21 protein-coding genes are annotated in these 23498 nt (G+C 43.3%); 13 read left to right on the forward strand and 8 right to left on the reverse strand.

Annotated elements, in window-relative coordinates:
• Nucleotides 1-153 precede the first annotated feature (153 nt).
• Nucleotides 154-657, forward strand: a complete 504-nt coding sequence (locus WC615_RS13150; protein WP_372978549.1) for an FKBP-type peptidyl-prolyl cis-trans isomerase — start codon at nt 154-156, stop codon at nt 655-657.
• Nucleotides 658-663: 6 nt separating this feature from the next.
• On the forward strand, nt 664-1641 hold the full coding sequence (locus tag WC615_RS13155; RefSeq protein WP_372978550.1) for an FKBP-type peptidyl-prolyl cis-trans isomerase: 978 nt from the start codon (nt 664-666) through the stop codon (nt 1639-1641).
• Between the two features lies 1 nt (nt 1642).
• Here WC615_RS13155 and WC615_RS13160 read toward each other — a convergent pair whose 3' ends face one another.
• From WC615_RS13160 to WC615_RS13170, 3 genes are all read right to left on the reverse strand, one after another.
• Nucleotides 1643-2959 carry a deoxyribodipyrimidine photo-lyase gene (locus WC615_RS13160; protein WP_372978551.1) on the reverse strand — a complete coding sequence of 439 codons (1317 nt, stop codon included), beginning with the start codon at nt 2957-2959 and terminating at the stop codon, nt 1643-1645.
• Nucleotides 2952-3857 carry a TIGR01777 family oxidoreductase gene (locus WC615_RS13165; RefSeq protein WP_372978552.1) on the reverse strand — a complete coding sequence of 302 codons (906 nt, stop codon included), beginning with the start codon at nt 3855-3857 and terminating at the stop codon, nt 2952-2954. Before WC615_RS13165 ends, WC615_RS13160 begins: the two co-directional genes overlap by 8 nt.
• A gap of 67 nt (nt 3858-3924) precedes the next feature.
• On the reverse strand, nt 3925-5367 hold the full coding sequence (locus tag WC615_RS13170) for an SDR family oxidoreductase (RefSeq protein ID WP_372978553.1): 1443 nt from the start codon (nt 5365-5367) through the stop codon (nt 3925-3927).
• A 186-nt stretch (nt 5368-5553) separates the two neighbouring features.
• Between WC615_RS13170 and WC615_RS13175 the strand changes: the two genes are divergently transcribed.
• Entirely contained in the window at nt 5554-5778 is a 225-nt protein-coding gene (locus WC615_RS13175; RefSeq protein WP_372978554.1) for a hypothetical protein, read from the forward strand.
• A 441-nt stretch (nt 5779-6219) separates the two neighbouring features.
• Here WC615_RS13175 and WC615_RS13180 read toward each other — a convergent pair whose 3' ends face one another.
• From WC615_RS13180 to WC615_RS13195, 4 genes are all read right to left on the reverse strand, one after another.
• Nucleotides 6220-7545 carry an ABC1 kinase family protein gene (locus tag WC615_RS13180; protein WP_372978555.1) on the reverse strand — a complete coding sequence of 442 codons (1326 nt, stop codon included), beginning with the start codon at nt 7543-7545 and terminating at the stop codon, nt 6220-6222.
• 7 nt (nt 7546-7552) lie between these two features.
• The gene (locus tag WC615_RS13185) at nt 7553-8230 is read right to left on the reverse strand and encodes an HAD family hydrolase (protein ID WP_372978556.1); all 678 of its coding nucleotides are present in this window, start codon (nt 8228-8230) and stop codon (nt 7553-7555) included.
• The gene (locus WC615_RS13190; RefSeq protein ID WP_372978557.1) at nt 8217-8876 is read right to left on the reverse strand and encodes a TetR family transcriptional regulator C-terminal domain-containing protein; all 660 of its coding nucleotides are present in this window, start codon (nt 8874-8876) and stop codon (nt 8217-8219) included. Before WC615_RS13190 ends, WC615_RS13185 begins: the two co-directional genes overlap by 14 nt.
• Nucleotides 8877-8967: 91 nt before the next feature.
• Nucleotides 8968-9681 (reverse strand): SDR family NAD(P)-dependent oxidoreductase, encoded by a 714-nt coding sequence (locus WC615_RS13195; protein ID WP_372978558.1) that lies wholly within the window; start codon nt 9679-9681, stop codon nt 8968-8970.
• Between the two features lie 43 nt (nt 9682-9724).
• Here WC615_RS13195 and WC615_RS13200 point away from each other — a divergent pair, with 43 nt between their 5' ends.
• The 5 genes from WC615_RS13200 to odhB all read left to right on the forward strand — a co-directional run bounded on the left by WC615_RS13200 (nt 9725) and on the right by odhB (nt 15981).
• Complete coding sequence (locus tag WC615_RS13200; RefSeq protein ID WP_372978559.1) at nt 9725-9862, forward strand: DUF2256 domain-containing protein; 138 nt, start codon at nt 9725-9727, stop codon at nt 9860-9862.
• A gap of 47 nt (nt 9863-9909) precedes the next feature.
• The gene (locus WC615_RS13205; protein ID WP_372978560.1) at nt 9910-11232 is read left to right on the forward strand and encodes a DASH family cryptochrome; all 1323 of its coding nucleotides are present in this window, start codon (nt 9910-9912) and stop codon (nt 11230-11232) included.
• Nucleotides 11233-11267: 35 nt separating this feature from the next.
• A complete protein-coding gene (locus WC615_RS13210; protein ID WP_372978561.1) occupies nt 11268-11390 on the forward strand; it encodes a hypothetical protein in 123 nt (40 codons plus the stop codon).
• Nucleotides 11391-11487: 97 nt separating this feature from the next.
• On the forward strand, nt 11488-14295 hold the full coding sequence (locus WC615_RS13215) for a 2-oxoglutarate dehydrogenase E1 component (protein ID WP_372978562.1): 2808 nt from the start codon (nt 11488-11490) through the stop codon (nt 14293-14295).
• A 96-nt stretch (nt 14296-14391) separates the two neighbouring features.
• Entirely contained in the window at nt 14392-15981 is a 1590-nt protein-coding gene (gene odhB / locus WC615_RS13220) for a 2-oxoglutarate dehydrogenase complex dihydrolipoyllysine-residue succinyltransferase (protein ID WP_372978563.1), read from the forward strand.
• A gap of 214 nt (nt 15982-16195) precedes the next feature.
• Here the strand turns inward: odhB and WC615_RS13225 are convergent, their stop codons facing one another.
• Nucleotides 16196-16654 (reverse strand): DinB family protein, encoded by a 459-nt coding sequence (locus tag WC615_RS13225; protein ID WP_372978564.1) that lies wholly within the window; start codon nt 16652-16654, stop codon nt 16196-16198.
• 117 nt (nt 16655-16771) lie between these two features.
• Between WC615_RS13225 and WC615_RS13230 the strand changes: the two genes are divergently transcribed.
• The 5 genes from WC615_RS13230 to WC615_RS13250 all read left to right on the forward strand — a co-directional run bounded on the left by WC615_RS13230 (nt 16772) and on the right by WC615_RS13250 (nt 23015).
• Complete coding sequence (locus WC615_RS13230; RefSeq protein WP_372978565.1) at nt 16772-18493, forward strand: ArnT family glycosyltransferase; 1722 nt, start codon at nt 16772-16774, stop codon at nt 18491-18493.
• Between the two features lie 12 nt (nt 18494-18505).
• The gene (locus WC615_RS13235) at nt 18506-19528 is read left to right on the forward strand and encodes a hypothetical protein (RefSeq protein WP_372978566.1); all 1023 of its coding nucleotides are present in this window, start codon (nt 18506-18508) and stop codon (nt 19526-19528) included.
• A 154-nt stretch (nt 19529-19682) separates the two neighbouring features.
• The gene (locus WC615_RS13240) at nt 19683-20396 is read left to right on the forward strand and encodes a DUF2490 domain-containing protein (RefSeq protein ID WP_372978567.1); all 714 of its coding nucleotides are present in this window, start codon (nt 19683-19685) and stop codon (nt 20394-20396) included.
• Between the two features lie 50 nt (nt 20397-20446).
• Complete coding sequence (locus WC615_RS13245; protein ID WP_372978568.1) at nt 20447-21367, forward strand: DUF58 domain-containing protein; 921 nt, start codon at nt 20447-20449, stop codon at nt 21365-21367.
• A gap of 178 nt (nt 21368-21545) precedes the next feature.
• Complete coding sequence (locus WC615_RS13250) at nt 21546-23015, forward strand: glycoside hydrolase family 130 protein (protein ID WP_372978569.1); 1470 nt, start codon at nt 21546-21548, stop codon at nt 23013-23015.
• Nucleotides 23016-23498 lie beyond the last annotated feature (483 nt).

Raw genomic sequence — 23498 nt, forward strand, 5'->3', positions numbered from 1 at the left:
AACAGTATTTAACAGAGATGCTGAAAAAAATAAATCAGCTTACCCTCAACTATAAGCCATAAAACACACTTTTTAACGTTATGCTAATTGTTAAAAAGTGTTAAGCTGATGGTTTTGCCATATAAAACAATAAATTTGCCTTCTGAAAATAGAATGAACAGGATACTGCTGATATTATTTCTGTCTGTTATTTGTTTGTCGGCCTGCAAAAAGGGATACGATCCCGTTGCCGAAGAACGTACACAAGCAGCTATAGATGATAAAATAATACAGGATTATCTTGCCGCCAATCCGGGTTTAGATGCAAAACGGGTTGACAGTGCGGGTATTGCAACGGGTGTTTACTATGTTATAAATACACCGGGTAGCGGCAATACATTGTTCACAAATTCAACAAGGATAACAATTGATTACAAAAGCAAGAAGTTGTTAACCGGCGAGATATTTGCCGAAAGCAATAACTTTCATCCCTCTTTTACTTTAGGGGAGGTGTTAAGGGCATGGAAGCTTGGTATCCCGAAAATAAATAAAGGTGGTAAAATACGTATTATAGCGGCATCAAGATATGCTTACGGTCCGTACGATCAGCCCGAATTAAATCTGCCTAAGAACTCGGTGGTGGATTTTGAGATTGAACTTTTAGATGTAACGAACTAACTTTAGATGAAACAAAAGATTTTTACCCTTTTATTAATAGTAGCAACCGGCTTATCAGCCTGCAAAAAAACGCAGGATCAACCAGACATAAGGGTATACGACCAGGAACAGATACAAAAGTATATTGCTGACAACGGTTTAACAGGCTTTAGCGAGGACACCACCCGTGATGGAACAGGGACAACAGGTATACGGTATAAAATAATATCGCAAGGTACGGGCGATACACTTAAGTATTCCGATCAAATATCATTGGTTTATACGCTGAAGTCTTTTGATGGAAAATATATTTCTTCAGATACTATTACCAATCACATTTATGGTTTTTTGGGGTACTTCAAGAGTCAATATAACTTGCCTGAAGGTGTGCAGCTTGCTATCCATAATATTTTAAGATACAAAGGCAGCAGTATGCGATTGCTGATACCATCAAGGCTTGCGTATGGTGTAAGTGGTTATGGATCAGGAAGTATAACCAATGTTAACACCCGCATAGCCGGTAACCAATGCCTGGATTATTACGTGAATGTAATTGGCGATCAAAGTGCTTATGATGACAAGGTTATCAATAATTTTTTAACCGCACATAATTTAACTGACTATTCAAAAGACTTTGTATTAATAGACTCTTCGGGGATACAGTTAAAAAAATATTATTACTATAAAATAGTAACACCGGGTACGGGTACTGTTGGTGCTATAAGCGAGTTTTCAAAATTAACATTGACCTATGGCGGATCTTTGCTTAACACTTTCTCATTTGATTATGCGAACTATACTACTCCGGTAGTATATACACCATATGATTTAAAGTCACTATATGGGCCAGCGGTAGAACATGTGCTGGAACATCATGCTACAACTGGTACATCTTTGCAGATAATACTACCATCAGCAACTGGGATAGGTGCTTCTTCTACAACTGGTATCCCCGCAAATTCTGTGTTGAAATTTGATTTCACAGTCACCGGGATAGATCTGTAGTTTATTTGCTTAAGGCTGCTTTAAAAGCCTTTAAACACCTTTCGCGTGCAAATGCGTGGTCAACAATGGGTTTTGGATATTTGCTAAAGTCGGCATATTCCGGAACCCATTTTTTTATATACGCCAGTTTGGGGTCGAATTTTTTAAGCTGCGAATCCGGGTTAAAGATCCTGAAGTATGGCGCAGCGTCTGTACCACTGCCAGCCGCCCATTGCCAGCCGCCAACGTTACTGGCCATTTCATAATCAAGCAATTTGCGGGCAAAATAACGCTCGCCCCAGCGCCAGTCTATCAACAGATCTTTACTTAAAAAGCTGGCAACTACCATGCGCACCCGGTTGTGCATGTACCCGGTCGCATTCAGTTCGCGCATGCCGGCATCAACCAGCGGGAAACCGGTTTCGCCTTTGCACCAGGCTTCAAACTGTTCCTCGTTGTTTATCCATTTAATACGGTCATACTCGGGGCGGAAGGCATGGTTCATCGTTTGTGGGAAATGATATAGTATCATCATATAAAATTCCCGCCATATCAGTTCGTTCAGCCAGGTTTTTTCATGTGCTTTGTGTGCATCCCTTGCACAGCGGCGGATGCTTACCGTGCCAAAGCGCAAATGTATCCCAACGTGCGATGTACCGGTTATAGCCGGGAAATCGCGATTTTTGGCGTAATCGGCAATTATGTTATCATATTCCTTTTCGGGGTAATTTACCTGGCTTTTTATAAAGCCCATTTCTGATAATGCAGGTATTGCGGGTGCTTTAAACTTATGCAGGTTTTTCAGGTATTTTTCAGACGGGTAGGCCTTCAGATAGAAAGGCTTTAGTTTTTGGTACCACTTATTTTTGTAAGGTGTATAAACGGTGTAAGGCTTACCATCATCTTTTACAACCTCGGCTTTTTCAAAAATAACCTGGTCCTTATAGGTATTAAAGGCAATATTGTATTTGGCCAACAACTCTTTTATATCGCTATCACGATTTTTTGCATAGGCCGGCTCATAATCATGGTTGGTATACACTTCGGCTACGTTGTATTCTTCAAGCAGTTTTTTCCAGGCATGCTCAGGGGTATCATAAACCACCAGTAAACTGCTATGGTGTTTATGGCATTCTTTATTTACTTCCTCAATTGCGTTATAAATAAAAGTTACCCGTGCATCATCTTTGTCTTCCAGTGTATCCAGTATCTCTTTATCAAAAATAAAAAAAGGTAGTACCGGTTTGCTGCTTTTAAGGGCATGGTACAGGCCGGCATTATCTTCAACGCGTAAATCGCGCCTAAACCAAAAAACACTTACAGGGGTATTCTTATCCATAAATTTCTTTTAATGCCGAAGCAATATCAGGGTATTTAAATTTAAAGCCAGCAGCCTCTATTTTTTGTGCCGATGCTTTTGTGCTGCCCAATACCAGGCTGGCCATTTCGCCAAAAAGCAGTTTAATTAAAAATGCAGGTACATTTGGCGCCCAAAACGGGCGATGTAATTGTTTGGCAACGGCTGCGGTCATTTCTTTATTGCTTACAGGTAGTGGCGCAACCATATTGTAAACGCCGGTAAGTTGCTCATTACCCAGCCCAAACAGGTACATATCAATAGCATCCTGGTGATGGATCCAGGGCACCCATTGTTTACCGGTGCCCAATGGAGAGCCTACTGCCAGTTTTACAGGCAGGGCCAGTTGTGGTAACGCGCCGCCTTCGGTAGTTAGTACCACCCCGGTGCGGAATTTCAGGATACGCAGATCGAACTGCTTGCCTTCATCAACCGCTTTTTCCCACTCTATGCAGCAATTGCCAATAAAATCGTGCGCGGGGGCACTGTCCTCGGTAAGCAGTTGATTACCACGGTTACCATAATAATTAATCCCGGATGCCGATATAACTGTATGCACCTTGTGTGCTTTATCTGTCATTAGCCCATAAATAAGGCTTATAGATTTGGTCCGGCTTTCCACAATTTCGCGTTTTCGCTCATCTGTCCAGCGCTTATCGGCAATACCGGCGCCCGCCAAATGGATAATGGTATCTACACCATCAATGCAGTGCTCATCTATCCGGCCTTTATCAACATCCCACAAAAAGGTTTTAACATGCGGGTCCTTACCCGGGCTGCGGCTTAAGTGGTTAACTGTGTGGCCCAGGTTTAACAGCGCTTTGGTAAGTTGCCTGCCCAGTAAGCCCGAGCCGCCGGTGATGAGGATGTTTTTGTTCATTAGTTCATGGTTAATAGGTTATGGTTCATAGGAATTGTTGGTACTATCAACCATAGCCTATGATCTATTAGGCTTCTTTAAAATTAGTTATCCGTTTAGCCATACCCTTAAATATAAAAAGGTGAAAGGGCCACATTAAATACCAGTACAGGCGGCCCCACAAGCCCCTGGGCCTAAAAGTAGCAATTTGGCTCAGGAAGGTTTGGTTATGGCGTTCAATAATTTTAAACTCCAGCCAGGCTTCGCCGGGTAGTTTCATTTCGGCATACAGCAACAGGCGGTTGTTCTCCTTATCAGCCAGCAGCACCCGCCAAAAGTCTATCACATCTCCAGGCGAAACACTTATGTTACTGGTACGGCCCCGGCGCGAGCCTACGCCACCAAAAAGTTTATCTAAAAAACCGCGGATGCTCCATATCCAGTCCCAATAATACCAGCCGCGGTTGCCGCCAATGGCCATAATGTTTTTAAGCACCTCGCCGCTTTCGCGTTTAAAAGGCTGCTTAACCTTATACTCCAGTGTGCCGTTTTGTGGTACCTTTATCTGATCCATAAAGCCGGCAGTTAGGTAGCCGTTATTCAGGGCATCTTTCCAGCTGCTTACAATAGAGTTTTGTTCTATTTTATTAAAGGCCAGTTTCAGCGCTTCCTCATAAGTAAGGCATTCGCGTTTTACAATCTGATCTATATCATGGTTTTTCATGATGGTTTCGTTCTTCATGCTATCAACCAGGCTTTGTGCCAGCGAGTAGCTGGTTGATGTAACAAAGTACAGCCAGTAAGATGAAATTTTAGGCGACAGGAACGGTATAATGATGATGTATCTTTTTAGTTTACGCACCTTGGCGTAGGTTAACATCATTTGTTTAAAGGTGAGGATATCCGGCCCGCCAATGTCAAATGTTTTATGGAATGATGCCTCATGCAGCAGCACACCTTCTAAATAACCCAGTACATCACGGATGGCAATGGGCTGGCATTTGGTGTTTACCCAGCGCGGAACGGTCATGACGGGGAGTTTTTCGGTAAGGTCGCGAATGATCTCGAACGATGAACTGCCGGAGCCGATAATAATAGCCGCCCGTAATACCGTAAGCGCGGCCTTACTTTCTTTCAGTACATCTTCTACATGCCTGCGCGATAACAGGTGGCTCGATAAATTATTGTCGTTAGTGATGCCGCTTAGATAGATGACCTGTTTACAGTTAGTTTTATTAATTGCCTGCACAAAATTGTGTGCTGATAGTGCTTCGAGCGCGGCAAAATCATCGGCCTGGGCCATAGAGTGTACCAGGTAATAGGCCGCGTCGATATCATTGGGTATAGGCTCGATGTTTTTTTCTTTGAGCAGATCGCCAGTAAGCAGGGTTACGCGTTCGCTGTAATCGTTTTGTTCATGAAACCGGCGCTTATCGCGCACCAGGCATACTACGGTATGGCCTTTTTCAAGCAAAACCGGTATAAGCCGTGTACCAATATAGCCGTTAGCACCTGCAAGTAACACTTTCATGTTATGTGCAACAAAAGAAGTGCCCGGGTGTTTTGCTGATTAATGCTCATAGTTGAGGTCGCCGGTTGATTGATGGTGATGTTTCGTTAAAGTAAATTTTATCAAAAAAAAGCTTTCGCAATAAACTTTTTATCGCGGCTCTTGTTAAGATAGTGTTAATTATATAAAATTTTACACTATAAAGATATGTTTACAAAAGATTTTCAGCTGATGCTAATATTCTCTAGCATCGCAATAATTGTACTTTTGGGCGTTTACGCCATTTACTGCCGTCAAAGGGCTAAATCGTTTGTCAATACGGGGCGCGTAACAGATATTCAAATATGGGCAACGAAGTCTGCCGTAATCTGGATGGTTACATTTGTACTGGCCTTTGTTATGGTTGCGGAGTTTGTTTTGAGTGAGGTGTAATGCCGTTAAGGACATAAATTCCCCATATTGTTCAAAAAAAACCCGGTTATAAATACGGGCATAAAATGATCTGCTTGTTGGCTGTACAAAAAATATTTGCTTTAAAGGCCTGTAACCATAAACTTAACATTAACGTATTAGTGTAATAATATCTGGTGAAATTTTTGCCTGATGTGGTTATGGGTTGATGCTGCACATTAACCGGTGATAATTTAATATTATGCTCACACATACTTTTGAACAACAAATCATCTATGCTATTTGCATTTTATTTGTTTCACTCATATCGTTGGGTGTGTATTGTCGGCGCCGTTCCAGGTCATATATTGGTACAGGCCGCGTAAACGAAATTGAAGCCTGGTATACACGCGCAACACTTGCCTGGATCTGTACCCTTTGCCTTTCTATTGCATTGGTTATTAAATTTATTTAGCCTTTAAATTAGGCTATAGCTTCAACATGTGGCTTATAAGTATCTGTTTTAACGCGTGCCTGTAAATCGTGCAATATATTGTATAAGCCAAAATTTGTGCGGTTTACGTAGATGAAGTGCTTTACGCCACGTGCTTGTTTAAATTCCGGCATTTTTGCTACTTTTTCGCCAAATCCAAATAAGTCGTCAAAAAAAGCTTTTTGGCCAAAATCAAACGTATTGGTGATGTAGGGTTTTGCAAACAGGCTTATCATCTGTTTAAACATAGTGTAATAAAATTCTATCTGCGCCGGGGTGTCATTAGGCAATATCATTTCCAGCTTGCGGAAAGCTTTGATGGTTTCTTCCTTATCATCAAACAAATTTGTTGAGGTAAGTGAGAAGAACGGGTAATAAAAATCATCGGGCATCACTTTTATGCAGCCAAAATCAATCACGCCCAATTTGCCTTCGGGGGTTATCATAAAATTACCGGGGTGTGGGTCGGCATGTACAGCGCGCAGCTCATGCTGCTGGTAGTTATAAAAATCCCAAAGGGCCTGGCCAATTTTGTCGCGCAGTTCCTGTGAGGGGTTGGTGGCCAAAAATTCTTTTAAATGCAGGCCTTCCAGCCAGTCCATAGTGATGATGCGTTTGCTTGACAGGTCGGGGTAATAACCCGGGAACACCACATTGTTCAAATTTTTGCAGGCGATAGAAAACTCTATCGAGCGGCGTACCTCCAGTTCGTAATCTGTTTCTTCTAAAAGGCGCTCTTCTACCTCGCGCATGTAAATATCAAGTTCCTTTTCGCTCATGCCCAGCATCCTGAAGGCGAATGGCTTTACCAGTTTAAGGTCGGACGAGATGGAATCGCCCACGCCGGGATACTGGATCTTTACGGCCAGTTTTTTACCGTTTAGTTCGGCCTGGTGTACCTGGCCAATTGATGCCGCATTGGTTGATCGGATGTTGAACTTGTCGTAGATCTGATCGGGGTTTTTACCAAAGTATTTTTTAAACGTTTGCACAATAAGCGGGCCCGAAAGCGGCGGCGCGTTATACTGCGATTGCGTAAATTTATCTACATAGGCCTGCGGCAACAGGTTTTTATCCATACTCAGCATCTGCGCTACTTTTAACGCGCTGCCTTTTAGCTGACTAAGCGATTGGTAAATATCCGTAGCATTATCCTCATTCAGCTGGGATTTATCCATATCCGGGTTAAACAGTTTTTTGGAATAATGTTTAATATAGTTGCCGCCAATTTTAAAACCTGTGGTTACAAATTTGGCGCTGCGTTCAACTTTACTGGTGGGTATGCTGTTTTGCTCTTTAGTGGTATTCTCACTCATGGTATATCTAATCAAATAATGCAGCCAATTTTTGCGGTGTTATGTCCGCATAATCATTAATTACCAGGTTGGCCAGTTTGGTAATGTTTTGGGCAGGATGGTCGGTAGTAATACCAACAACCTTCATGCCTGCATTGTTGCCGGCCGCTAATCCCGATAGGGAATCCTCAAACACCACGCACTTTTCGGGGTGGGCGCCAAGTTGTTCGGCGGCTTTTAAAAATATTTGTGGTGATGGTTTAGGCTGGCTTACCATGGCGCCGGTGATGATGGTATCAAAGTATTTCCTTATGGCAAGGGTGCCGAAAATAAAATCCACATCATCCATGTTTGAGGATGTGGCGAGTGCTATACTAACTCCGGCCTTTTTAAGGTCGTTTAAAAACTTTTCAAGGCCGTTTACGGGCCGTAAAAAGGGCTTAAAAGCTGTCTCGTAAAGTCGTTGTTTTTCTTTTGCCAGCGCTTTTAAGTCGGCCTCGCCTAAATCTTTGCCAAAGTATTTTTTTAGCGTGTTTATTATAGATACACCGCTAATGCCGGTTAAGTAGGTGTCCCTGTTTAATTCGGGCAATCCGCGTTTTTTAAAAAGCTGCTGCCAAGCGTTAAAGTGGAACTGTGTGTTATCTATCAGGGTGCCATCCATATCAAATATGGCAGCAAAGGTTGCATGCTTAGAAACTTCCAAATCCCATTTTCTCTTTTATCCCACCATTTTTAGCCAAAAACTTGCCATACTCAAACAGGTTGTCAATCGGCGAACGCTGAAACAGGTCGAACGTTACGTTAACGCCTTTTTCAATAGCCTCGTCGGTTTTTTCAAACCCGGCCGAATCATCATTTATCCAAAAGTTAAGCACAAAACCAAACTGGATCCATAGCGCATCTTTATAACGCTTGCTGAAGAATTTGCGGTCGCTTAATTCCTGCGATTCCATGCCTTCGTTTATAATACCTTCGGCAAAATTCTCAAACAGCACTTTGGTTGGCTCCAATACCTTTGGTGTGCCCAAACTGCGGTGTTTTTTGATGCTGTACACAGCAAAGCTGCGGTTGCTTTTCAACAACTCAAAAAAACTATAGAAGAATGACAGCGCTTTTTCGCGCGAGGAATACTGTGCCCAAACTTCCTGTCTGCGTATTTCTGTTAGGGTTTTATCTGTAAGATCGGCCCAAATGCTTTGCTCAACGGCATCAAACGAGCCAAAAAAGCGATAAAACTCCTCTTCGGGCATTTTATTTTTTTTGGCGAATACATAAACCGATTTTGGCTGCTGGCCTTCGGTTAGTACATGATCAATATATGCTTTTTGGATACTTTCGACAGTTGCCATAATGTTTGGTTTTACAGTATAAAATTAAGTATAATCCTTTTTTAATTTGTCATTGCTATCTATAATTAAACGGTTGGTTTACAACCTTATTTTATAAAGGCCTTAGGTTGCCAAGCCCGCCATCTATACCAATTATTTGCCCTGTAAGCCAGCTGCTGTGATCGCTCAATAAAAACTGGGTGGCCAGCGCAATATCATCAGGGGTACCTATTTTGCTTAAAGGGTGCCTTTTAGCCGATGCTTCACGTTTTTCATCGGTGCTTAACAAGTTTTTGGCCAGCGGTGTATCGGTTAAAGATGGAGCGATAGCATTTACCCTTACCTGGTATGAGGCCAATTCAGCAGCTAATGATAAGGTTAGCCCTTCTACCGCGCCTTTTGCTGCCGCTATGCTGGCATGGAAAGGCATTCCTGCTTTTGCTGCAACCGAACTATAGAGCACTATACTTGCGCCACCGGCGTTTTTTAAAGCCTTTAGGCTAAGTTTTATTATTTCGGTAGCGCCAAGTACATTAAGTTTGTAATCGTTTAAAAAATCTCCTGCGGTTAAACGTTGAAAAGGCTTTAAGTTGATGCTGCCAACCGAGTAAACCAACCCATGGATGGTTTGCGGCAGTTTGTCCTCAAGGACACTTAAATCACCAAGTACATCCGCCTGCAGGTGTGTTACACCCGGTGGCCAGTCGGCCCGGCTTCGGGATATATTAAATATGTTTGCTTCCTGTATGGCAAGGTGCCTGATCAGGGCCAGGCCAATGCCGCTGCTGCCACCAACTACCAGAACGTTCTTATCTTTTAAACTCATAGGTATCATAACACTTAGTAATACTATTTGTTATATATATAATATGGCCAGGATACTAAAAGAAAACATACCTGAAAAAACCTGCCCGGTATGCCTACGGCCCTTTAGCTGGCGCAAAAAATGGGCTAAATGTTGGGGCGATGTCAAATATTGTAGTGAAAGGTGCAGGGCAAATAAATAATTACCATTTTTGTAACTAATCTAAATAACTTTAGATTAGTTGTTCATATGAGTGAAAAGGTTATATTGGTTTGGTTTAGGAATGACTTGCGCATACATGATAATGAAATATTATCCGAAGCCGTGCGCAGGGCCGATAAAGTTTTACCCGTATATATTTTTGATCCTTTTTACTTTAAAACCAGCCCGTTAGGTGCTTTAAAAACCGGTAGTTTCCGTGCCCGGTTCCTGTTAGAGGCTGTAGCCGATCTGAGGAAAAACCTGCATGTGTTTGGTGCCGAATTGCTTATCCGTACCGGCGACCCTGCCGACGTACTTACCCAATTGGCCGAAGAATACCAGGTAAGCGAAGTTTACCATCACCGCGAGGTTGCACCCGATGAAACTGATGTTTCTGAAAGGGTAGAGGCTGCCCTTTGGAAAATGAAACTGAACCTGAAACACTTTATTGGGCATACTATGTACCATAAAGAAGACCTGCCATTCCCCATAAAAGATATCCCAGATAGCTTTGTTACCTTTAAAAAGAAGGTTGAACGCGATAGCACGGTTAGGCCAAGTGTTGTTAGCCCGGAATATATTAATGTGCCCGAAATTACCGATGCCGGCGAACTGCCCACTCTTACAGACCTGGGGGTGCCCGAGCCTTTAGATGATATCCGCGCCGGAGAAAAAATAACAGGCGGCGAAACCGCAGCCTTAAAGCAACTGCACCAGTATCTGGAAAGTTCGATTCAGAACGGTCAAAATAAAAACGGACGTAACGCAAATTGCAATTCATCTCGCCTTGGCCCGTGGCTGGCTGTAGGCTGTATATCGCCCAGGCAGGTTTACTGGGAAGTAGTGAACTATTACCGCGAAAACCACCTGCCCAATACCGATCCCATTATGCTGGAGTTGCTTTGGCGGGATTATTTCCGTTTTATGTTTAAAAAGCACGGCCAAACGTTCTTCCGCTCGGAAGGGTTTGGTGATGCGCCTGATATGGCCGATAACCAGGACGAACTTTTTGAACAATGGAAGAACGGCCAAACCGGCGTTCCGTTTATTGATGCATCTATGCACCAGCTAAACGCAACAGGCTTTATTACTAATTACAGCAGGCAGGCCGTTGCAACCTATTTAACCAAAGACTTACAGGTTGACTGGACAAAAGGCGCGTTGTACTTTGAAGAGAAACTTATTGATTACTCGCCCGCCAGCAACTGGGGCAATTGGGCTTTTGTGGCCGGGGTAGGTAACGATACCAAAAGCAACCGTTTTTTTAACGCCGCCAAACCAACCGACCAGTTAGATGATAAAAGCGATTTTATTACCACCTGGCTGCCTTTGGCCAACGCAATTGACGAAACCCCGATTATTAGCGAGTAGGCACAACAAAAGGGTTAATTAAACGTACTTATATTATGAACCCTTTTGAACAATTTACCATCATTATAGGCCTCCTGGCCGTACTGCTTGAAGGGGTTTCCTATTTGCGCAGTTTTGCTAAAAAAATCTTCCACAGTCCTTCAAAACATACCGGTTAGTCTTTTTTGGAAAAATTTAAGTAAAGTAATTGCATATTATTTCAGCATTTGAATGTATTATGCTTAATTTTGTACCGTTTTACAACATTGGTTTCTCATGGATCGCCTAAATTATATAGATAGCGGAAACGCAGCCTACATTGACACACTTTACGAAGCTTATAAACAAGACCCCGAATCTGTTGATTACGGCTGGCAAAAGTTTTTTGAGGGCTTTGATTTTGGTAAAGATAACCAGGCAAAACCAGGGGCAGCAACTGCCACCACGCCTGATCACTTTATAAAAGAGATCAATGTGATGAACATGATAAATGGATACCGTACCCGCGGCCATTTATTCACCAAAACAAACCCTGTGCGCGAACGCCGCAAGTATTTTCCCGGTAAAGAGCTGGAAACCTTTGGTTTAAGCGAAGCTGATATGGATACTGTGTTTAACGCCGGCGTTGAAGTTGGCTTAGGCCCAGCTAAACTGCGCGATATCCGCCAGTTATTAGAACAAACTTATTGCCAGTCTATCGGCGCAGAATATACCTACATCCGCAACCCTATAAAACTAAAATGGTTTGAAGACAGGATGGAAAGCAAACGCAATACTCCAAGCTTTACCGCCGACGAGAAAAAACTGATGCTGGCCAAACTGAACGAAGCCGTTGTTTTTGAAAACTTTTTGGGAACAAAATTTCTGGGCCAAAAACGTTTCTCGTTAGAAGGTGCCGAGGCTTTGATCCCTGCGCTTAATTCGGTTATCATCAAAGGGTCTGACCTGGGTATCGAGGAATTTATCATCGGTATGGCGCACCGCGGCCGTTTAAACGTGCTTACCAACATTATGGAGAAAACCTATAAAGAGGTGTTCTCTGAGTTTGAAGGTAAAAACTTTGATTCCGAATCTCCGTTTGGCGGCGACGTAAAATATCACCTGGGTTTCTCAACCGATGTAGAAACATCACAGGGCAAAAAAGTTCACCTGAGCCTTTGCCCCAACCCATCGCACTTAGAAGCGGTTGACCCTGTTGTTGAAGGGATAACCCGTTCAAAAATTGATTTTAAACATAATGGCGACCATTCAAAGATCGCCCCTATATTAATACATGGTGACGCATCTGTAGCCGGGCAAGGAATTGTTTACGAGGTTTTACAGATGGAAAAACTTGACGGCTACCGCACAGGCGGTACCATTCACCTGGTTATAAACAACCAGATAGGTTTTACCACCAACTATAAAGACGCCCGCTCAAGTACTTATTGTACCGATGTGGCCAAAACAGTTCTTTCACCTGTGTTCCACGTAAACGGGGACGATGTTGAGGCATTGGTTTATGTAGTTAATTTAGCGATGGAATATCGCCAGGTGTTTAACGAGGATGTATTTATCGATATTCTATGCTACCGCCGCTATGGCCACAACGAGGCTGATGAGCCAAAATTCACCCAGCCGGTATTGTACAAAGCTATAGAGGCGCACCCTAACCCGTTGCAGATCTACAGCAAAAAACTGATAGCCGAAGGAACCATCGACGATAAGTATGTAAAAACTATCGAAAAAGATTTCCGTGCCGAACTACAGGGCATGCTGGATGAAGCAAAAGCTGCCGACAGGTTTACCGATACCATCCCAATGTTTGAAGGCGCCTGGAGCGGCCTGCACCTGGCCAACCACAGCGAACTGATCAGTACGGTTGATACTTCGGTTACCAAAGAAGTTATTACCGAGATAGGTAACAAACTTACTGTATTGCCAAAGGATAAAGAGTTTTTTAAGAAGATAGAGAAACTGTTCCAGGACCGTAACGCTATGGTTAACAAAACCGGCGTGTTCGACTGGGCCATGGGCGAACTGCTTGCTTACGGTACTTTATTAAAAGAAGGTTTCCCGGTAAGGTTAAGTGGTGAGGATGTTAAACGCGGTACCTTCTCGCATCGCCACGCGGTACTTACCCTGGCTGATTCTGAGGATGAGTACACCCCGCTTGAAACAATAGACACCAAAGCAAAGTTGAGTATTTTTAACTCGCTGTTATCTGAATATGGTGTTTTAGGATTTGAGTATGGTTACGCTTTGGCTAACCCTAAAGCCTTAACCATTTGGGAAGCGCAGTTTGGCGATTTCTTTAACGGTGCGCAGATCATTGTTGACCAGTACATTGCCAGCGCCGAAACAAAATGGCAGCGTGGTAACGGTTTGGTAATGTTATTGCCACATGGTTACGAAGGCCAGGGCCCCGAGCACTCATCAGCACGTGTAGAGCGTTTCTTAGAGCTTTGCGCTGATGATAACATACAGGTAGCTAACTGTACTACCCCTGCAAACTTCTTCCATATATTAAGGAGGCAAATGCACCGCAGTTTCCGTAAACCGCTGATCATATTTACACCGAAGAGCTTATTGCGCAGCCCTAACTGTGTATCGCCGCTTGAGGATTTTACCAATGGCAAGTTCCACGAGTTGATAGATGATACCTACGCTGATCCTAAAAAGGTAAAACGTGTATTGCTTTGTACCGGTAAAGTTTATTATGACCTGCTTGAAAAACAACAGGTTGATAAACGTAAGGACATAGCCATAGTACGTGTTGAACAATTATACCCAACACCGGTACAACAGATATTAAAGGTTAAAGCCAAATACGAAAAGGCTACAGAATTTTTCTGGGTACAGGAAGAGCCGGAAAACATGGGCGCATGGCCATACATTTGCCGCAAATTCCATAACGATAAATATTTAAACCTGAATGTGATATCGCGTTTAGAGGGAAGCAGCACTGCTACCGGTTTTGCCAAACAACACGCGGCACAGCAGTTATACATTGTATCAAAGGCGTTTGAAGCACCTGCAGGCAAAGCAGTTAAAGAAACGATTAAAAAAACAGCCGAGAAAATGGCTAATGCTGGTGCAGATTAGTGAGTAGTAATTGGTGAATTGTGAGTAGTTGAAAAACTTACAGGTCGCCACGCTAAAACCACTCTCTATTCACCGTTCACTAATAACTAATAAAATATGAGTTTAGAAATAAAAGTTCCGCCGGTAGGCGAATCCATTACCGAAGTAACATTATCAGCCTGGAAAAAAAAGGATGGTGACCACGTAGAAATGGACGAAGTAATAGCCGAGCTGGAATCAGACAAGGCAACTTTTGAGCTTACTGCCGAAAAGGCCGGAACTTTAAAAACAGCTGCAGCCGAAGGCGATGTATTAGCCATTGGCGCTGTTGTAGCAACTATTGACGAAACAGGCGCACCTGCCGCCGCAGCTGATAAAGCACCAGCGGCCCCTGTTGCTGCTAAAGATGAACCAGCGAAAGCTGACAGCCCTGCTGCTCCGCAAAACGCGCCTGCCCCGGCACCGGCTCAGGGTGGTTTGTCATCATTAGAAATAAAAGTACCACCGGTTGGCGAATCGATAACGGAAGTAACCCTTTCGCGCTGGATCAAAAAAGACGGCGATGCTGTTGAAATGGACGAAGCCATTGCCGAACTGGAATCAGACAAAGCAACTTTTGAATTAACCGCCGAAAAAGCCGGTACTTTAAAAACCATAGCCAAAGAAGGCGATACCCTTGCCATTGGCGCTGTAGTTTGTACCATTGAAGGTGGCGCTGGCGCCGCTGCACCTGCTGCAACACCGGTTACCCCGGCAGTTGCCGATAAGGTGAACGAATCGCCGCAGGCTGCACCATCAGCAGGAACAACTTATGCATCGGGTACACCATCGCCTGCTGCTGCAAAAATATTAGCCGAAAAAGGCATTGATACCACATCTGTAAATGGTACCGGCGTTGATGGCCGTATCACCAAAGGAGATGCTCTGAATGCACAAAATACACCTGCACCTGCCGCTAAGCCCGCCGCTGCCCCTGTAGTAGCTGCCCCGGCCGCACCTCAAGGACCACGTAGCGATCGCCGCGAAAAAATGTCGTCGTTGCGTAAAACAGTTGCAAGGCGTTTGGTAGCTGTTAAAAACGAAACCGCTATGCTAACCACTTTTAACGAAGTGGATATGCAACCGATAATGGAACTGCGTGGCAAGTACAAAGATAAATTTAAAGAGAAACACGGTGTGGGCCTTGGCTTTATGTCGTTCTTTACTAAAGCGGTTACCGAAGCTTTAAAAGAATGGCCTGCTGTTGGCGCCCGTATAGAAGGCGAAGAGGTGGTATACAGCAATTTTGCTGATATCTCTATCGCTGTATCTGCACCAAAAGGTTTGGTAGTTCCGGTTATTCGCAATGCCGAGAGCATGAGCCTGGCCGAAATTGAAAAAGCTATTGTGGTACTTGCAGGCAAAGCCCGCGAAAGCAAACTGACCATTGAAGAAATGACCGGCGGAACATTTACCATCACTAACGGTGGGGTGTTTGGCTCGATGATGTCAACACCTATCATCAACTCGCCGCAATCGGCAATATTGGGTATGCACAATATTATTGAGCGCCCGGTTGCCGTAAACGGACAGGTGGTTATCCGCCCGATGATGTACCTGGCCCTGTCATATGATCACCGTATTATTGATGGCCGCGAATCGGTAAGCTTCCTGGTACGTGTTAAACAACTGCTGGAAGACCCAACAAGATTGTTGTTAGGCGTGTAATTACAGATTTGACAACTTTTTAAAAGTTGTCAAATCTAAATGATATCAGAAAGCTCGGTGTATGCCGGGCTTTTTTGTTAACGAATTTTGCAGTCGCTCGGCTCCAGCCGAGTGATGAGTAGCGACGTGGTAATCTCGCAGCCAATGTATGAACGCTTTGCATACGACGAGATTGCCACGCTATCGCTCGCAATGACATAGGGAGAATTGTTTTTTATACCAACCTCCGCAACGCCATTACATACCCAATATGCATCCCATCGTGGAATGGTACAAAGTTTACAGCTTCATCAATATTGTTTATCTGCACGCCATAGCGGGTTGCCCATGGGGTATAATTATCAAATACATGGTTGTTGTAATCGGTTTCCAGTTGTTCAATAGTTGATATCAACAAGCCTTTAATGATGTGAACCTCTGCGCTGTCAATAAACCCGTTTGGTTTGGTGTCTGGGCGGTATGGGGTGTAATATTTACCGTCTACAATAAAAGGCACATTGGCGCGGGTATAGCAAACGCCTTGCTGGGCCGATATAACGTGCGCCACATTCCATATAATGTTGTTATTAAAACCGGCCGGCACTTTGTTCAATTGCTCGGTGGTCAGGTTTTCTATCAAATGCAATAAATGCAGGCGGGTAACGCGCAGGGTGGTTAAGGTATTGGTAATCATACATCAAATATTGAATTTTTCTGCGGAGTTTTTCCTGTGCTATTATCAATTGAATGTAATTTGATGTATCGCTAATAGTGGTATTAAGCTTACTGCTTTTATTTTACCTTTGCACCAATGCAGGCAACCACCGTAAATAGTACTACTCAATCCAATAAACCTATATGGTACTTTGTTTTGTGCTGGATGCTACTGAACGCCTTACAAGCCTATACCCTTGAGCTGCATGCCGACGAAGCCTACTATTGGATGTTTGCCCAAAAGCTGGATTGGGGGTACTTTTACCACCCGCCCATGGTGGCGCTGTTCATCAAAATTGGCGATACGCTTTTCCATAACGAGTTTGGCCTGCGGTTGCTAACGGTGCTGGGCAATAGCCTGGCTATTTACCTGCTTTGGCTTATCCTGAAAAAATACCAGGTTAGCGCCAAATGGTTTATGCTGCTGGTATCGGGGGTATTGGTTTTCCATGTATATGGCTTTACCAGCACACCAGATTCGCCTTTGTTTATTTTTGCGGTGCTGTTTTATTATTTCTATCAAAAGTATGTTGATGAGGATAGCTGGTTCACGGCGTTCATAATAGGCATAATTGTGGCCTGCCTGCTTTACAGTAAATATCATGGTGTGCTTTTAGTTGGGTTAACACTTTTATCAAACCTTAAACTATTTACCCGGAAAAGTTTTTACCTGGCTATAATAACAGGTTTACTATGCTATACGCCACATATATTATGGCAAATGCACAGGGGCTTCCCTGCGGTTAATTACCAGCTTTTTGAGCGCCCGTCGGCTTTTGGGTATAATGTTACCATGAGCATTACATTTATTGCCGGGCAACTGCTGCTGGGCGGAGCGTTGATAAGTTGGTACTTGTTTTACCGTGGCTTTACTACAAAAATAACTAATGTATTTACCCGGGGCTTAATGTTCAATGCAATCGGGACGTTCGCATTTTTCTTGCTAAATACATTTAAAGTAAATGTGCAGCCACATTATACACTAATCGCCTTTGTGCCGTTAATAAGCCTTACGTTGATCGATTTTCAAAAACAAAACTTTAATGTTAAGTGGTTTTATAACTTAGCTATTGCCAATATCGCCATCATTTTAATATTAAGGTTTACTATAATGGCTGGTTTGCCGGTGATAAAAAAGGTGGAAGCTTTGAAAAGCTATTTTGGTTTTCATGAATGGGCAAACCTGGTACATCAAAAGGCAGGTAATGCTTTTGTGGTGATGGACGAAGGTTTTCAGAACCCGTCGAAGTACAGTTACTATACCCGCAGCCTTAAGGGTTTCGCCTACGATTCGCGCTATTACGGGCGCACTATGTTTGATATGTGGCCGATGGAAGATAGTATGCAGCATCAGCGCGTTTACCTTTTGTTAAAGAATCAGGTACCCGGTACTACTACAGATAGCATTAAATGCGATGCCGGCACCTGGTATGGTGGCTGGGTTGACGACGCGCGTACCTATCAGAAAATAGCTATTGAAACCGGTAAAACTAAAATTAAAGCCAGCCCCGGGCAAAAAATCGAATTTGACCTTGCAATAACCAACCCTTACCCTTTTGCTGTTAATTTTACCAACGCAGGGTACAAGCATCCGGTATGTTTAGAGGCCTGCTTTTTTGAGTATGTTACGCCGGTAAGTGTACAACAGGCCGATAGCACTTTTAATAAAATAACATTACAAAAAGGGCAAAGCACACGCTACAGAATGACGGTAACAGCACCCATGCAAAAAGGTACTTTCGACCTGTTTTTTTCGTTACGTACTGAGCCGTTTGTGGGCAGTAAAAACAGTGGCATCATAAAATTTACAGTTGAATAATAACTACAGAGTATGATAAAAAAAATATACCTATTTCTATTAACCACTATTTTAGCAACAGGCGCAGCAAGTGCGCAGAACGTCGATTTCCATTTAAACGGAATGAGTTTTTTTGATAATCGTGAGTACAAGGAGTTTGTAACCCGGTCGCGCACTTATTCGGGCGTACGTATTACGGCTGATGTTGGCTTTAATATAGATAGCAACAACCACTTTATTTTTGGTGCCAATGCCCTGCACGAGTTTGGCGGCAATCCATTTTTTTTACGTGTAAACCCGGTTGCATATTATAGTTTTACAAGTAAAAACTGGTTGTTTAATGCTGGTGCTTTTAGTCGCGAAGGTTTACTGACCGATTACCCGCGGGCCATGCTGAACGATACCCTGCGTTATTACCGCCCCAATGTAGAAGGTTTGCTAACGCGATTTAAAAACAGCCACTTTACCGAAACTGTTTGGATTGATTGGGTAAGCCGCCAAACCGATGTGGATAGGGAGCAATTCCTGTTCGGTTTTTCGGGTAAATACCAGCCATCGTTAAGCGGGCCGTTTTATGTGTCGCATTATTTCTTTTTACTGCATGATGCAGGCCCGGCAATTGCCATCCCTAACGATCATATCCGCGATAACGGCGCAGCGCAGATCAGGCTTGGTGCCAACTTAAGCCACAAAACCTTCCTGGATTCGTTAAGTTTTGAAGCAGGCGGTATGTTGTCGTTAGAACGCAGCAGGGGGATTGACGGCTGGCAAAAACCCAAAGGTTTTGTAGCCAGTGCATATGCAAGCTATAAACGTTTTGCTTTGAATGATGAATTTTACAAAGGCGACGGCCATCATATTGCTTTTGGCGATGCCTACTATCAGTATAAAACCTACAACAGGCTTGATATTATTTACACCCCGTTTATTGCAAAAGGCTTAAAAGGGCAGTTTGTACTTAGCCTGCACAATACCCCCGGCCATTTTAGCAACCAGGAGGCTTTTAGGTTAACATATGATATCGGCAGGAAAAATTTGGTAAAGTTTAAAGATTAGAAAACATTATAAAACTTGTCATGCTGAACATAGTGAAGCATCTATTCGTCAACGTACATGTAGCCGATTAGATCCTTCGCTATCGCCCAGGGTGACAAACTTTTTTTGCAGGTAAGCATAGTTTTTTATCTTCGCATCATACCACTATCCTCTTATGAAAAAAATACTAACACTACTTTTACTCATCACCATATTAACATCCGGCAAATTATTTGCGCAGGAGAACCGTTTTTCGGGCTGGGGAGCATTATTCCATACGCAGAAATTTTCTGATAAATGGGGGATGTCATTTGATGCGCAGTTCCGCTCTGCTGATCATTACGATTATCTGCAACATCTTTTGCTGCGCCCATCGGTAAATTATTATTTCGATAAAAATAAAATGGGTGCTTTGGGTTATGCTTACATAACCACCAATGGCAGGGGAGCAGGCGGTGCAGAAACCTTTCGCCCTGAGAGCCGCATTTGGGAGCAACTCATCATTAATACAAAAATTGGAAAGACCAGTACGCTGCAACACCGCTTCAGGCTGGAGCAACGGTTTTTAGGTAATACTACCAACAGAACAGATCATTACTTTTCGCAGCGCCTGCGTTACTTTGCAAGGGCGGTTGTACCGTTTAAAAAAACAGAAACGTTTAATAAAGGTGCTTTCGTAGGTTTACAAAACGAGGTATTCGCCAATGTGCAGAATAATAACAAGGTTAATAAACACTTTTTCGATCAAAACCGTGCTTATGTAGCCCTTGGTTACCGCCTGCATAAAAAGGCCGATGTGGAGTTTGGTTACCTAAACCAGTACATCAAACAAACCGAAACCTACGTAATTAACCATGTTTTGCAGGCTGCAATTTATACCAGGTTTTAACTGTTCAAAATAAGCGGGTATCATAAACGTTAAAGTTTATATCTTGCATTATGCCCATACTTAGTAACGATCAGCATATACGGCAACTGGCCAATCTGGAACTGCTTGCCAGGCAGGTTGTTGAAGGTTTTATAACCGGCCTGCACCAAAGTCCGTTTCATGGTTTTTCGGTTGAGTTTGCCGAGCACCGGTTATACAACAATGGCGAATCTGTAAAAAATATCGATTGGAAACTGCTTGCCCGCACCGATAAGCTCTTTGTAAAACAGTTTGAAGAGGAAACCAACCTGCGCTGTTTTTTATTGCTGGATACTTCATCGTCCATGAATTTCCCGGCAGAGGGAACAAACAAGCTACAGTTCTCGGTATATGCAATCGCCTCGCTCATGTACCTGTTTAAAAAACAGCGGGATGCATTCGGGCTTTGCCTTTTTTCGGATAAGATGGACTGGATGAGTCCGGCGCGTTCAACTTCAACACATTTGTTTCGCCTGTATGCCGAATTGGAGAGGGTGTACGACCATCCTAAACAAAATACTTCAACCAATATAACCCAGGTGTTGCACCACATTGCCGGCGAGATCCACCAGCGATCAATGGTGATTATTTTTAGCGATATGCTGGAGAATAGCCTGAACCCCGAAAAAATACAGCAGCTTTTCGCGGCTATCCAACACCTTAAGTATAAAAAGCACGAGGTAATCATTTTTAACGTTACCAGCAAGCAAAAAGAGCAGGACTTTAATTTTGATAACCGCCCGCATCATTTTGTTGATATAGAAACCGGCGCCGAAGTACGCGTGCATCCAAACAAAATTCGCGATAGCTACCAAACAGCCCTGAAAGATTATCGCCACCAACTGGAGCTGAAATGCGCCCAGCACCACATTCAGTTAGTGGATGCCGATATTGAGCAAGGGTATAACGAGATCCTGAAAACCTACCTTATCAAAAGAAACAGCATGATCTGAAACCGGCTGGCATAGCGGTCTGAAATTTGCGCTTAAACTATCAACTGTTAATTAAATCAAATTTAAAACAACGTGTTTACGTATATAATGTAATATTTACAGATAATATCAAGCTTTGTGAAATTGCGCAAATCAATTTAGCGGGCATGGTGTTATTGAATAAACGCATCTATTTAGTATGAGACTTTCTGTAGAACGAAAACCAATAAGAGTAAATCCCGATCCGAAGCGTGTAATAGCAAGATTTTTCTTTAATGGAAATGACAGGGCAAAAGAGGTTCTGCAGCGCGTAATGAGTATCTCAGAAGATACCGCTTTCGGCATTGTATCGCCATTGCTCCAGGAATATTCTAAACGCCACCGTAATATAACCCGTGTGCTTAACCGCCATTGCAGTAAGCTTAAACCGCTTATTGCCGAACTGGGGATAGATTTTGATACACTTACCGTGTACCGTAAACTATTGATAGGTTCGTACTTTACGCATGAGTATTCTATCGAATCGGCAGCGTTCTTTAACCCTTCTATTGTGGAAGACCCCGACCAAACCGAAATGGAAGACGGACAGAAACGGGTTATCATTAGCTTTAGGGCAGTAGGCGAGGGGCATATCAGCTCCATCACTTTTCGCCGGGCGATGATTGATAAGGATAACCAGATAACCGTTTTACCGGCCGGCAGTTATATTGACGAGGCCGAAATTGTACGCAATGCGGTTTATAATAAAAAGCTGTTTTTAGAGAAAGCTGCTATCACCCAGATCAACATCAGTGTGTTGCATGAACTGGAGGATAAGCTTGATCATCATTTTGAATACTCTAACCTGCGCCGCATTATTCTAGACTCGCAAAAGCTGCAGGAAGATGATATGGTACGCCTGGAGTATGATAAGGTACTGTGGTTGGCCGATTCTTACTACGAGATCGTTTTCTCGCTGGATACCGATATTTCAGACAGGGTGATCTTCCCGATATCAGAGTACGAGCGTAAGGGTATTGAAGATGCCCGCTTTGTTAAGTTTGTTAATGAGGATGGTACCTACGCCTATTACGCTACTTATACCGCTTACGATGGCTCGCTGATTATGCCAAAGCTGCTGCAAACCAGCGATTTTTATAATTTTAAGATTATGCCTTTATACGGGGCTGGTGCGCAGAACAAGAACCTGGCGCTGTTCCCCCGTAAAATAAATGGTAAATACGCCATGATATCGCGTATTGATGGGTGCAATAATTACATCATGTACTCGGATAAGATCAATATCTGGGAAAAACCCGATCTGTTGCAAACACCAAAATTTACCTGGGAATTTGTACAGATAGGTAACTGCGGATCGCCGATAGAGACCAGGGACGGATGGATAGTAATAACCCATGGTGTAGGCCCAATGCGCCGTTATGTGCTGGGCGCAAGTTTGCTTAAGTTAGACGACCCTACTGTAGAGATAGGCCGCTTGAAAGAGCCCCTATTGGTACCAAACAGCGACGAGCGTGAAGGTTACGTACCAAACGTATTGTACTCTTGCGGATCTATGATCCATAATAATAAACTCATTATCCCTTACGGCATCTCCGATTCATCAACATCATTTGCTGAAGTTGACCTGGATGAACTGCTTGCTAAGTTTAAGGAAGACGGGATAGATTAGAAATAACCAATTGTTATTCTAAGCTAATGCAGTCGCTCGGCTCAAGCCGAGTGACCACTATTATTAGGCCTCCGGCCGACTTGGTCTAATGCGGCCAGAGGCCATGTAATATTTATCACTCGGCTGGAGCCGAGCGATTGCGAAAGTGTTCACGTTCACTGCCGTGAACACTCGTTTTATTTATATGTAACTGATAGCCAGTGGATATCGAAATTGACTACTGGCAAAATAGCGTCACCATTATACATGATATAATTACTATGCAGATACCAGATCAGCATAAGAGTATTAATGGCAAAGGTGCCTACCCCAATATCTGCTGATACAACTTATAATAATCCTCTGCCATTTTCTCTTTAGAGAATTGAGAATTGGCCCATTCGCGGCAATATGCGCGGTTTATGGATCTTAGCTCACCTATAGCATCAACAGCTTCATCAACCGTATTCACTAAAAAACCTGTTTTTTCATGTTGGATCAATT

This window comes from Mucilaginibacter sp., assembly GCF_041663085.1.
Lineage (GTDB): Bacteria > Bacteroidota > Bacteroidia > Sphingobacteriales > Sphingobacteriaceae > Mucilaginibacter.

Coding starts and splice junctions, on each gene's coding strand:
- WC615_RS13150 (WP_372978549.1), top strand. CDS start 154: ATGAACAGGATACTGCTGATATTATTTCTGTCTGTTATTTGTTTGTCG.
- WC615_RS13155 (WP_372978550.1), top strand. CDS start 664: ATGAAACAAAAGATTTTTACCCTTTTATTAATAGTAGCAACCGGCTTA.
- WC615_RS13160 (WP_372978551.1), bottom strand. CDS start 2,959: ATGGATAAGAATACCCCTGTAAGTGTTTTTTGGTTTAGGCGCGATTTA.
- WC615_RS13165 (WP_372978552.1), bottom strand. CDS start 3,857: ATGAACAAAAACATCCTCATCACCGGCGGCTCGGGCTTACTGGGCAGG.
- WC615_RS13170 (WP_372978553.1), bottom strand. CDS start 5,367: ATGAAAGTGTTACTTGCAGGTGCTAACGGCTATATTGGTACACGGCTT.
- WC615_RS13175 (WP_372978554.1), top strand. CDS start 5,554: ATGTTTACAAAAGATTTTCAGCTGATGCTAATATTCTCTAGCATCGCA.
- WC615_RS13180 (WP_372978555.1), bottom strand. CDS start 7,545: ATGAGTGAGAATACCACTAAAGAGCAAAACAGCATACCCACCAGTAAA.
- WC615_RS13190 (WP_372978557.1), bottom strand. CDS start 8,876: ATGGCAACTGTCGAAAGTATCCAAAAAGCATATATTGATCATGTACTA.
- WC615_RS13195 (WP_372978558.1), bottom strand. CDS start 9,681: ATGAGTTTAAAAGATAAGAACGTTCTGGTAGTTGGTGGCAGCAGCGGC.
- WC615_RS13200 (WP_372978559.1), top strand. CDS start 9,725: ATGGCCAGGATACTAAAAGAAAACATACCTGAAAAAACCTGCCCGGTA.
- WC615_RS13205 (WP_372978560.1), top strand. CDS start 9,910: ATGAGTGAAAAGGTTATATTGGTTTGGTTTAGGAATGACTTGCGCATA.
- WC615_RS13210 (WP_372978561.1), top strand. CDS start 11,268: ATGAACCCTTTTGAACAATTTACCATCATTATAGGCCTCCTGGCCGTA.
- WC615_RS13215 (WP_372978562.1), top strand. CDS start 11,488: ATGGATCGCCTAAATTATATAGATAGCGGAAACGCAGCCTACATTGAC.
- odhB (WP_372978563.1), top strand. CDS start 14,392: ATGAGTTTAGAAATAAAAGTTCCGCCGGTAGGCGAATCCATTACCGAA.
- WC615_RS13225 (WP_372978564.1), bottom strand. CDS start 16,654: ATGATTACCAATACCTTAACCACCCTGCGCGTTACCCGCCTGCATTTA.
- WC615_RS13230 (WP_372978565.1), top strand. CDS start 16,772: ATGCAGGCAACCACCGTAAATAGTACTACTCAATCCAATAAACCTATA.
- WC615_RS13235 (WP_372978566.1), top strand. CDS start 18,506: ATGATAAAAAAAATATACCTATTTCTATTAACCACTATTTTAGCAACA.
- WC615_RS13240 (WP_372978567.1), top strand. CDS start 19,683: ATGAAAAAAATACTAACACTACTTTTACTCATCACCATATTAACATCC.
- WC615_RS13245 (WP_372978568.1), top strand. CDS start 20,447: ATGCCCATACTTAGTAACGATCAGCATATACGGCAACTGGCCAATCTG.
- WC615_RS13250 (WP_372978569.1), top strand. CDS start 21,546: ATGAGACTTTCTGTAGAACGAAAACCAATAAGAGTAAATCCCGATCCG.